The sequence below is a fragment of the Clostridium moniliforme genome, assembly GCF_017873235.1.
GTDB classification, from domain to species: domain Bacteria; phylum Bacillota; class Clostridia; order Clostridiales; family Clostridiaceae; genus Clostridium; species Clostridium moniliforme.
Genome location: NZ_JAGGJZ010000002.1, coordinates 179388 through 191579, shown reverse-complemented (window position 1 = coordinate 191579; position 12192 = coordinate 179388). Strand labels below are relative to the sequence as shown.

The following is a 12192-nucleotide window of genomic DNA, read 5'->3' as shown; positions in this document are numbered from 1 at the left end:
AAGCTTACTTAACCTTACAATAAGGCTTAAAATATTCTCTTTCATATTTACATAAAGGACATACAGCTGGAGCTTCCATTCCTTCATGAATATATCCACAATTCATACATTGCCAGTAAGTTACTTTATCAGATTTAAACATAGTATCTGTTTTTATTTTTTCGCAAAGAGCTAAAAATCTTTTTTTATGATTTTCCTCAACTTCTTGAAGTTCTTTATAAAAATCTGCAATTTCTTCAAAGCCTTCTTCCCTTGCTATATCTTCAAAATTTTTATATATACTTTCACTTTCTTCATTTTCAAAATAAGCTGCATCCATTAAATTATTTTCAGTACTATCTATTTTCCTAAGATATCTATCAAATACTTCTCTTGAGTGGGCATATTCATTTTCAGCTGTTTCATCAAATATTTCTCCAACCCACCTATATCCTTCTTTTCTTGCTTTTTCTGCATAAAGATTATATTTTCCTCTAGCTCTTGATTCTCCTGAAAAAGTTTTATAAAGGTTTTTTTCTGTTTTACTTCCTTTTAGATTCAAAATATATCTCCTAAGTAATCATTATTATAGTTTAAACTATTCACAATTAATGAAATTTGTTACTTTAAGAAATCGCAACTTTTCCATTATCACAAATTAATGTAAATTCTTCTCCTTCCCTATCTTTTGTATTTAACCTAACTCTATAACCCCAAAGTTTTCCTAAATATCTTAATGTTTCTTTGGCATAAGATAATTCTAATTCTCTTCCATCAAATACATGTTCTAAAGTTAATGTGTAATTTTTCTTATTTAAATCTATAACTCTTATATGAGGTATTCCTCCAACTCCTAATGATAAAGCTAAATTATCCCTAATAATTTTCCATCCTATATCATCAGAAACTTCTTCAACTACAAAATCAAAATTTCTCTTTCCATATTGGAATAAATTAAGTTCTTCGCAGAGTTCCTTTGTTAAATATCTTCTTATAAATGAAGAATCTCTATCTAAAGCTCTCACTTCAAAAATCTTTTCTCTACCATATCTTTTTTCTAAATCCATAAATATTTTAAAGCCAATATAATAAGGGTTAAGTCCACCTTCTATTGGAGCAACAACATCATTATGTCTTTTTAAAAATTCAAGATAAAGATCTTCTGAAAGTCCAAGTTCTTTTAAAATTGTATAATGGCAAAAACATGCCCATCCTTCATTCATTGTTTTTGTTTCAATTTGTGGTAAAAAATATTCTGTTTCCTTTTTAACTATTTTTAAAATATTTTTTTCCCATTCCTCTAATTTTCCATATTCAATTATAAATCCAAAAACATCATCCCTTGGCTCTAATGGAATTTTATCTATTTCTGGTTCAGAAATTTCTTTATCCATATCTAAAAATTCTCTATTTGCTATTTTTTCTTTATAAGCATTAATCCTTCTAAGTTTTATTTCTGAATCATTTAATTCCTTAACTCCAATACTTCTCCCTATACTATATCTAATGGCATGAGCTGCATCTAAAATTTTTTCTACTTTGTCATATCCAATAGAAGGATTATTTATATATCCTCTAATTATTTCTGAATCTAATTTAAACATTTCAAGAGCCATATTTGCTCTTGTCCCTTCTTTAAATAATCTATTATTTTTAAAAAAATCGTTATGTCCATAAACATGAGCCATTGTTAAAATCTGAAGTAATAATGTATTATCTTTCATCAGATAAGCTAAACAAGGATTTGAATTTATTACCATCTCATAAGGTAATCCTGTTAAATTTAATGAATATAATGTTTTATTTTTTTCATAAGCTTTTCCATAACTCCAATGTGGGTATTTAGAAGGCATACCTACATATGCTTCATATCCTATCATTTCATTAAATCCTATTACTTCAAATTCTTGAGGGTAATAATCTAATCCTAGTTCTTTAGCTTTCTTTTCTATTTTTTCATTCCATTTTTCTAAATCCTTTAAATTATATTCCAAAGTAACTTAATCCTCCTTAAGCTCTTCGTTAAGCATAAATTTTATAGCTTCCCATAAGTCTTTCTTTTCTTTAACAACAATAGGAATAAAATTTTCATTTTCAATTTCTTTATTAAATCTATAATACATTGTTGTTGAATAAGTTGATGGTAGTAACTCTGCGTATCCAAATCTATTACTTACGTCACATAATTCTCTAACTGCTCTCATTGCCTTTTCATTATCTTCAGTCCAGTTATCACCATCACTTGCATATACAGGATAAATGTTCCACATATCCTTTGGATAATCTTTCTTTATAACCTCTAAAGCTAAATTAATTCCACTTGATATATAAGTTCCTCCTGATTCTGCTTTATGGAAAAATTCATATTCATTAACTCTCTTTGCAACTGTAGTATGAGATATAAATTCAAAAGCTAAATTATCATATTTTCTTTTTAAAAATCTAGATAATACAAAAAATAATGATCTTGCTAAATATTTTTTTGTGCTATCCATGGATCCTGAAACATCCATTATAAATATCATAACTGCATTACTTTCTCTTTTAGGCTTTTGTTTAACTCTATAAAATCTTAAATCTTCTTCCCTAAAAGGAAATCTATCAATTTTAGCTTCTTCTTTTGGCACTCCTGCCTCAATTAATGCACGTTTTTTCCCTTGCTTTCTTGCAATCTTTGACATTACAGTTTTCTTTTTAGCAAGTCTTGGTCTTATACCATATCTTTGATATCCACTTCTTTTTCCTGAACTTTCTGATATTATTTCAGAATATTTTTTTTTATCTAAATTTGGAAGATTAATTTCCTCTGCTATATACTCAAGTAATTCTTCTAAAGTTATTTCTGTATCATAAATATCATCTCCAGGAGAATTTCCTGCTCCCTTATTACCTTTTCCTTGTCCTGGTTTTCCAGAACCTATTTTATCTCCACGCTTTTCTTCTCCAGTTCCTGTTACAACTCCCTTAGAATTTCTACCATAAACAAATTGATATTCTTTTATTCCCCTTATAGGAATTTTAAATTTTTTATTTTTTCCTTCTCCAATAATGCTTTCTTCTGATAAAATATCTCCTAAATTTTCTTTAATTGACTTTTCCACTAATTGCCTATGTCTTCTTCTATCTTCAATAGACCTATCATGTTCTACAGGATTTATTGTATTATCTCTAAAAATAGCCATAAACTTTTAACTAATCCTTCCAAAGATTATTAGCAGCATACTTTAAAATAACATCACAACAATGTAGGCAATAACCATTCTTTTGCATTTCATCTACCATAGCATTATATTTTTCAGTTTGTTCTTTATCCCTAACTCTTGATTTTGTAATTATTCTTGAAAGGTCTTTTACAGATGCCATAAGTTTCTTTTCAATTGCCTCTTTAATAGGTTCATAAGATGTATAATCTATCATTCCACCATTTCTAACTAAATAAAACATATAAGATGTAACATCTGCCCTAAATCCTTTTGCTGATGACTCTGAAATTCCAATTTGCTCCTCTATGCTTCTCATAAATTCTTCATCTGGATTCAATTCCTCTCCTGTTGAAGAATCTTTTATCTTACTCTTATTTACAAATGCTTCAGCATTATCAATATAATTATTAAAAAGACTTTCTGCCTGTTCTCTAAAAGAATGAATAAATGCCTTTGTAATTTCTTTTTCTAAAATTTTGTTGTACTCTTTTCTAATTGTATCTTGAATAAATCCTAAATAACGTTTTTTATCATCAGAACCAATATCCATTTCCTTAACTGATTTAATTATACTTTCCATTATGCTTAAAGGATTAATACAATTATACTCTGAATTTGAAAGGGCATTATCAATTGCTTTAATTATAAATCTTGTTGATATTCCCTTCATACCTTCATAAGAACCTGCCTCTTCCCTAAGTTCTCCTATATCAATTCTCTTTGTTGATCCCTTTTCAACTATTTCCTCTCCATTATAAATTTTAAGTTTAGTAATTGGATCAACTTTATTTGAAGGAGTAATTCTTGAAAGTATTGCAAACATTGCAGCTATATCAATTGTATGAGGTGCAATGTGAGCATTAAAACTGCTCTTTTTTAATATTTTTTTATAGATTTTAACTTCCTCATCAAGTTCTAAACAATAAGGAACTTCTATTTTAACTATTCTATCTAAAATAGCTTCATTTGTATGGTCTGCTTTAAATTTATTCCATTCAGCCTCATTTGAATGAGCAACAATTACTCCATCAAAATAAATCATAGAACCTTTACCTGGTGATGGAACTGACTTTTCTTGAGTTGCTGTAATAATTGTATGAAGATATTCAACATCATTTTTAAATACTTCTATAAATTCAACCATTCCTCTGTTACCTACATTAAAAGCTCCATTTAATGAAAATATTCTAGGGTCATCCTCTGGATACATATCCATTTTTGAAATATCAATTGATCCTGTAAGAATGGAAGTATCTTGGTTATTTGGATCAACTGGAGGTACAACTCCAATTCCCTTTCTTGATCTTATTGAAAAACCTTTCTTTTCAATTGGCATCTCTTCATATCTTCCACCATATTCATGAATAAGTCTGTATTTACATACTGGACAAAGATCCCCCTCAATTTTAACTCCTAAGAGATTTTCAAATTCTGGTCTTAAATGTTTAGGAATTAAATGAAGTGGTTCTTCATGCATTGGACAACCTTTTATACTATATATTGGTTCACATTCTTCTAATGCTTTCTTTAAAGATTCAACTAAAGATGATTTACCAGCACCAACTGGTCCAACTAAATATAAAACTTGTCTTGCTTCCTCACCTTTCATTGCAGCTGAATGAAAATAATTAACTAATTTCATTAATACTTTATCAATTCCAAAAAAATCGTCCTTAAAAAATCCATATTTTCTTATAACATCATTTCCATAAATTCTTTTTACCTTATAGTTTTCTTCTCCTTTTAATGTTTCAACACCATCTTTTCTTATAATGTCATATAATCTCTTATGAGAAAGTTTAGCTATATCTGGATTTTTCTTTACTATTTCTAAGTAATCTAAAAAGTTACCATTAAATTTTTCCTTTTCCCTGCTTTCTCTATCATTTTGAATAAATTCTTTAAAGTCCATATTCTACCCCTCCCTTTAATAAAATATATTCATCTAATTTACTAATCTATGACAAAAAAAAGAATTAGAAGTGTAAACTTTCTAATTCTTTTCCCCTTACTATTATTAATTTTTTCTTATTATAATTATAAAAAAAATGCATCTGATTAAACCTACAAATAATATAAATTTATAAGCTTAACTAAATGCATTTATAAATAAATTAAAACTAAAATTTCTAATTATAAAAATATTTTTTATATAGTACTTATTTCATACTATCTTTTAATTCTTTTGCAAATTCTTTTGCTTCTGCTGCTTCTTCCTTTAATTCATTATCTAATTCTTTATTTATAGCTTTTCCTAATTTATTAGCTTCCTTTTCATCTTCTTTATAAGCTTTACTATTTTCATTTACTACTTTTAAGTCTTCTTCGGCTTTGTTTTTAATTTCTTCTTTTAAATCCTTTATATCTTTTTTCATTTTAAAAACCTCCCCAAACTTCTAATCTTCAAAAGTTTATTAATTTGTATGTGTTTATTATAACAACTATTTTTACTAAAGAATCACTTTTGAATTAATTTTAATTTAAAAGAATAAAATTGTTTACAATTCAAATTTTTTATTCATTTTTATAAATATAACTATTATTTTCTAAAAATATATTATGTATAAGTAATATATTTTTATATCTTTTATAAATTTAAAAATTTCTTATTTATTATATAATCTCTAAAATCTTTAATATTATTATTTTTGCATTTTTCTTTATTCCAAGCCATATATATTTTTTTGTATCCAATATCTTCTTTTATGTTAACTATAGATATTTTGCTTGTACTTATGCTTGGAGTATATGGAACTATTGCAATTCCAGCACCTGCAGCTACTAATCCCATTAACATACTTGCTTTATTAGGCTCTACTGATATTTTTGGTGTATATCCAATAAGTTCAGAGTAAGAAATTTTTTTATTTTTTAAATTGTTATTAAGTATGATAAAAGATTCCTCTTTTAATTCTTTTAGTGAAACCTCCATTTTGTTAGAAAGATTATGTCCCTTTGGAACAATTAAAACATACTTTTCTTTTTTTACAAGTACAGCTTTAAGTTCTGGATAACTATTAATAAAATTGATATCATCTATAAATCCTAAATCTATTTCATTACTATTTAAACTATTTAATATTTCTAAAACAGAACCATTATTAAATTGAAATTTTATATCTGGATTTTCATTTAAAAAATCACTTAATATAAATGGAATAAATGTTGAACCTATACATTCAGTAGATGAGATTATTATTTTTTTCTCATCAATACTTTGTATATTATTTATTTCTTCAATTCCCTTTTCAATATTAAACAAAGCTAACTCAACATATTTTAAAAATATCTCCCCACCTTTAGTAATTTTAATATTACGTCCTTCTCTTTCAAATAAATCTACTCTTAATTCTTTTTCAAGTTTTAATATTGATTTACTTAATGCAGGTTGTGTTATTAATAATTTATTAGAAGCAACTGTAAAATTTTTAGTTTCTGCTAATACCTTAAAATATTCTAACTGTTGTAAATTCATAAATATCTCCTTCTTAAATTTCCATAACTTAAATTCATAGTTTTATGAATATTAGTAATTAGACTATACTAATTATATAGTGATATAATATCAATAAATTAATTTTAAATCTAGTATATAGTATGAATTTTATTCATATAAAGAACTTAAGGAGATGTTTATTAATGTTTAAAGTATCTAGTGAAAAATGTATAGGATGTACAAAATGTATCCAAGATTGCCCTGCAAATGATATATTTCTTAATAATGGTAAAGCTACTATTAAAAATGAAAATTGCTTAAAATGTGGACATTGTATTGCTATATGTCCAGTTAATGCTGTATCAACAGATGAATATAATATGGATGAAGTAAAAGAATATAATGAAGAAAGTTTTAAAATAGATTCTAATAACCTATTAAATTTCATCAAATTTAGAAGAAGTGTAAGAAAATTTAAAAATAAAGAAGTAGAAAAAGAAAAAATAGAAAAAATAATAGAAGCAGGAAGATTTACTCAAACTGCCAAAAATGATCAGGATGTATCCTATATAGTTGTTGATAAAAATCTTAAAAAATTAAAGGAATTAACTTATAAAAGCTTAAAAGAAAAAGGAGAATATTTATTAAACAATTTAACTCCTGAAACAGAACATTTAAAAAGATATGCCCTAATGTGGAGTAAAATGTATGAAAACTATAAATTAGATCCTGTAAATAATGATAAACTATTTTTCAATGCTCCGGTTTTAATAATAGTTACATCTACAAATCCACTAGATGGAGGACTAGCTTCTTCAAATATGGAACTTATGACTGATTCATTAGGTTTAGGAACTTTCTTTAGTGGATTCTTCCAAACTGCAGCAAAAGACAATAAAGAAATTTTAGATTTTCTTAAAATTAAAGATACAAATATAGCTTCATGTATGGTAATTGGATATCCTAATGTTAAATATCAAAGAACAGCTCCAAGAAAAGAAGCAAATATTTATTGGTGCTAAAATAAAATTTTTAATATAATAATTAACTTTAAAAAGTGTTCCATTTAATTTTGGAACACTTTTTATTATTGTATATAAACATTAGAACTACTTTATATAATTAATTAAATTTATATTTTTTAAATTCAATTAATTATTTTTTGAACATATTCCTTTTTCATATAATTTAAAGTAATTACTTCCCCTATTTCACTATAATAATTAATTAATATTTTACCTAAATTATATTTTTTTTGAAAAGGTGTTGTTTCAAATTGTACAGCTTGTATATCTTTTTTGTCTAAAATATATTTATTTCTTACAAAACCACCATTAACTGCCTTTATTTTATTATTAGAAATTTTTAAATTTAAATTTTTTCCTTTTAATATTGATGATGGTATTACTATTATCAATAGAATATTTAGTAAAAATACATAGTTAGTCCTAAAAATTAAATAGCCTATTAAAGATATTAAAATAACTATAATAGATGGCTTTAAAACTAACATTAATTTTCCTCTATTTATTCCTTCTCCATCTCCTTCTATTATCCAATCTGGTAACAGTTTTTTTAATAAATTAAAAAGTTCCTTTTCTTTGCCTATTGGATATAAAACTATATTTTCATCTCCAACTCCTGTATAACCTTTAACAACTACACTAAGTTCATTAATTTTAAATATTTGTCTTAAGAAATTTGATTTTAATCTTACCATTTTTACATTGTTTATGTTAAAAGAAAATTCTCTACTGTTTATAAGACCATATTTTACTTTTATAGTATTTAAATCTTTTGAAACAGTGAAATTATAATATTTAATCATATAATAAATAACTGCTATACCTTTAAGAATAATAAGTAAAATTATTATTCCTACTATACCAATAAATAAGGAAACATTTTCTGATAAATATAAAGTAGAACTTGAAATAACATCATTTACCTTTTCCCCTTCAACAAAATTTTCTAAAACACTATATCCTTTAAATATAAGAGCTATAATTATTAATATATTAAATGTAGTTAATCCATATATTAATAATTCTTTATTACTTACTTTTTTAACATATGTATTCTCTTTAATATTTTCTTCCATATCTAAAGCTTCTATATTTTCTAAACTTTCATTATAAGTATTTTTTGAAAAGGCAAAATCTTTTAATGTATCTATTTTTTCATTTGATAAATACATTTTTATCTCATCTAAATCTGCATCTTTAACTGGACTTTCTATTTTCACCTTGCTATATCTTAGAAGTTTCTCTAATAAATTTACAGATATATCCATAGATTTTATATTATTTTTAGGTATTATTATTGTATTTTTAGAAAAAATCCCGTAATGATACCTAGCATCTTCTTCACTTAATAAAAAATACTGGTTAAACCACTTCAAAATAATATAACCTATATCTAATATTAATACTACTGGTACTATTAAGTAAGCTAGTTTTTTCATGAATACAATTGCAAAAATAATTAAAAAAATATTTTCTTTAAGACTTAAAATAAATTTATATAATATACTTTTTATATCATTTCTAATTTTTTTATTTAATGAGGATTTATTATTAACTTTACTTTCCATATCTAAGATAACAACTCCTCCTTAATATTTTCATTAATCTTTTTTCTTAGAAATTCAACTATTTTATCTACTTCTTGTTTATCTAAATTTGGTATTTCAAAATCTCCACCGGCTGTTCCAATTTTTACAGAAGCAAGATTATACATTCTATTTATAGGACCTTCATTTAATTTTATATTTTGAATTCTAACTATTGGAATTGTTACACTTCTAGTAAAAAAGATTCCTTCTTTAAAATAAACTTCATTTTCATTAATTTTATAGCTCCATTGTTTATATTCAAAAAATGGTTCAATATAAGCCTCAATAACCGTTAATCCTATTATTATAAAAGAAATTATATTTATTGCTTTTATATGATTAGAAACAAAATTACTTACCCATGGAATACTCAGATTAGGTGTTATAAATCTTATTAAAATATAAATAAGTATAATAATTAATAAAAAAATTGTTCTTGAAAATATCCATGATTTTACTGCATTATTACTTAACTTTTTTTCTATATTCATTTTTCTCCCCCCTAAAATTCTTTTCATTTATGAAATTATCATAAAATATACTATTTAGTCAATTTTCATAATTTTTATAACATTTCTACTTAAAAAAAATAAAAAATGTATGAAATTACATAATTTCATACATTTTTTTATTAAATTAATAATGTAAAATTTTATAAGTGGAGCTTCTAACTTTGTAGTAAATCAACTTATTCCATTAATCCAAATTATTTTGAATTATATTACAATTTAACATTTACACTTGAAATTTTGGGAAATTGGAAGTATATTAACTATGCTACATATTTTATACTATAATTTGTTAACTTAATATTAACAAATTTTAATATTATTAAAATACATTATTTTCCTAATCAAACCTTAGTTTTTATTTGTTTTATCAAATTAAAATCTGCAAGAATTTATCATGGAAAACTATTTAATATTTAACAAATAAAAAACAATTGTATTTTTACGGGAATTTTTTTAAGTAATGAAGTAAAATTATAATGTAACTTTAATAACTCTTAAAAATTTATTACATTATGATAATTATAATATATATTTTTTTAAATAATAAAATTAATTTTTTAAAATCACTATATAATTTAAGATTTAATTTTTATTTAAATGAAAGGAGTAAATTATAAAATGAAATTAAATATTAAATTTCGTAGTAGGGGGAGATATTAATCATTATGAAAAGAAGGCAACACGATAAGCATTATACTAAAAACAAAAAAATTATTATAGGTATTATTATTTCTTTTTGCATTTTACTTGCCATATATATAGGAACATCACTATATTTTATCAATCATTTTTATTTTGGAACTGTCATAAATAATGTTAATGCATCATGTAAAACAGTTGATGAAGTAACTAAAGAAATATCATCCGGAATTAATACATATTCATTAGAATTAGTAGGACGAAACAATGTAAAGGAAAAAATCACTTCATCTGATATTGATTTAAAATACAATAAAAATGATAAAATCAAACAATTGAAAGATGATCAAAATCCTTTTGGATGGATTGTTTCAATATTTAAGAAAAATAATCATGAAGTACCTGGAATTATCTCTTATAACAAAGAGAAATTAGATAAATGCTTTAATAATTTAGCTTATTTTGATAAAAAAAATATAGTTAACCCTAAAAATGCTAGTTTAAAGTATACAGATAATGGTTATAAAATTGTTGATGAAGTTTATGGAAATAAAGTAAATTCATCTATTTTATATAAAGACATTGAAATAGCTTTAATTAATAGAGAAAAAACTTTAAACTTAGAAAATATTAATTGCTATGAAAATCCAAAGTATACTTCTAAATCACAAGAAGTTATGGATGCTAAAAAGACTCTTGATAAATATGTATCAGCAAAAGTAACTTATAAAATTGGTGATAATACAGAAGTAGTTAATGGATCATTAATTCATAATTGGGTTGGTGTTAATAATAACATGAAACCTTTTATTGATGAATCTAAAGTTAGAAATTATATAAGTGGACTAGCTAACACTTATGACACTCGTGGAAAAACAAGGAATTTTGCTTCCTCTACTGGAAAAACTGTTAAAGTTAGTGGTGGTACTTATGGTTGGGCAATTAATATTCCCGAAGAAACTAGCAGTCTAATTTCAATAATAAAAAAAGGTGAAACTGTAACAAAAGAACCAAAATATTCACAAACAGCAGTATCACATGGAGCTAATGACATAGGAAACACTTATGTTGAAATTGATCTAACAAGACAACATCTATGGTTCTATAAAAATGGTTCACTTGTTGTTCAAGGAGACGTTGTTACTGGAAATGAAAGTAATAAGCATGGAACTCCTCCAGGTGTTTATAGCTTATATTACAAAGAAAGAAATGCTACATTAAAAGGTCAAAATTATAGTACTCCAGTTGATTATTGGATGCCATTTAATAATGGTATTGGTATACATGATGCAAAATGGAGAAATAAATTTGGTGGAGATATTTATAAAACAAGTGGTTCTCACGGTTGTATAAATTCACCACATGAATTAGCTGAAACAATATTTAATAATATTTCAGCAGGTACTCCAATTGTATGTTACTTTGAATAATAAAAAATAAGTAAGACTTCTAAAGGTCTTACTTATTTTTTTAATTTAATCATATCAATTTTCATGAAAATTAACTAATTATTTTATCTTTCCTTCACTAGTTTACTATAAAGCTTAAGAAAGTCTTATTTTTATAAATATTCCTTATTACTTCTTAAAATGTTATAATTACAATAATTAGATATTAAGAAAGAAGGACTTATTAATGAATTTAATTCTTATAAATCTATTTTTATTATTTTTGATTATTGCTTTTACAATATATGCATTTATAACAAAAAAATCTTTAAACTATAAGTTAGTAGGTTTATTATTAATTGCATACTATATTGATAAAGATGTTAAGCTTATAGCACCAAATTATATTTATGATTCTTTA

The 12192-nt window shown here is 24.3% G+C and carries 10 protein-coding genes; 2 read left to right on the top strand and 8 right to left on the bottom strand.

Annotated features, from left to right (window positions below; all coding sequences use genetic code 11):
* Nucleotides 1-4: 4 nt before the first annotated feature.
* The 6 genes from J2Z53_RS04270 to J2Z53_RS04245 form a co-directional block, all read right to left on the bottom strand.
* Nucleotides 5-541, bottom strand: coding sequence for a rubrerythrin family protein (locus J2Z53_RS04270; RefSeq protein ID WP_209796001.1), 537 nt, complete (start codon nt 539-541; stop codon nt 5-7).
* Between the two features lie 64 nt (nt 542-605).
* Nucleotides 606-1973 carry a SpoVR family protein gene (locus J2Z53_RS04265; protein ID WP_209796000.1) on the bottom strand — a complete coding sequence of 456 codons (1368 nt, stop codon included), beginning with the start codon at nt 1971-1973 and terminating at the stop codon, nt 606-608.
* 6 nt (nt 1974-1979) lie between these two features.
* Nucleotides 1980-3161: a sporulation protein YhbH gene (gene yhbH, locus J2Z53_RS04260; RefSeq protein ID WP_209795999.1), complete on the bottom strand. Its 1182-nt coding sequence runs from the start codon at nt 3159-3161 to the stop codon at nt 1980-1982.
* 10 nt (nt 3162-3171) lie between these two features.
* A complete protein-coding gene (locus J2Z53_RS04255; protein WP_209795998.1) occupies nt 3172-5094 on the bottom strand; it encodes a PrkA family serine protein kinase in 1923 nt (640 codons plus the stop codon).
* 247 nt (nt 5095-5341) lie between these two features.
* On the bottom strand, nt 5342-5557 hold the full coding sequence (locus J2Z53_RS04250; RefSeq protein ID WP_209795997.1) for a hypothetical protein: 216 nt from the start codon (nt 5555-5557) through the stop codon (nt 5342-5344).
* 212 nt (nt 5558-5769) lie between these two features.
* Entirely contained in the window at nt 5770-6657 is an 888-nt protein-coding gene (locus J2Z53_RS04245) for a LysR family transcriptional regulator (RefSeq protein ID WP_209795996.1), read from the bottom strand.
* 164 nt (nt 6658-6821) lie between these two features.
* Between J2Z53_RS04245 and J2Z53_RS04240 the strand changes: the two genes are divergently transcribed.
* Complete coding sequence (locus J2Z53_RS04240) at nt 6822-7640, top strand: nitroreductase family protein (RefSeq protein ID WP_209795995.1); 819 nt, start codon at nt 6822-6824, stop codon at nt 7638-7640.
* Between the two features lie 125 nt (nt 7641-7765).
* Here J2Z53_RS04240 and J2Z53_RS04235 read toward each other — a convergent pair whose 3' ends face one another.
* Together J2Z53_RS04235 and J2Z53_RS04230 are read right to left on the bottom strand one after the other, a co-directional pair.
* Complete coding sequence (locus tag J2Z53_RS04235) at nt 7766-9211, bottom strand: PH domain-containing protein (protein WP_209795994.1); 1446 nt, start codon at nt 9209-9211, stop codon at nt 7766-7768.
* Nucleotides 9212-9213: 2 nt separating this feature from the next.
* Nucleotides 9214-9723 carry a PH domain-containing protein gene (locus J2Z53_RS04230; RefSeq protein ID WP_234925767.1) on the bottom strand — a complete coding sequence of 170 codons (510 nt, stop codon included), beginning with the start codon at nt 9721-9723 and terminating at the stop codon, nt 9214-9216.
* A 686-nt stretch (nt 9724-10409) separates the two neighbouring features.
* Here J2Z53_RS04230 and J2Z53_RS04225 point away from each other — a divergent pair.
* Nucleotides 10410-11813 carry a L,D-transpeptidase family protein gene (locus J2Z53_RS04225; protein WP_209795993.1) on the top strand — a complete coding sequence of 468 codons (1404 nt, stop codon included), beginning with the start codon at nt 10410-10412 and terminating at the stop codon, nt 11811-11813.
* Nucleotides 11814-12192: the final 379 nt, after the last annotated feature.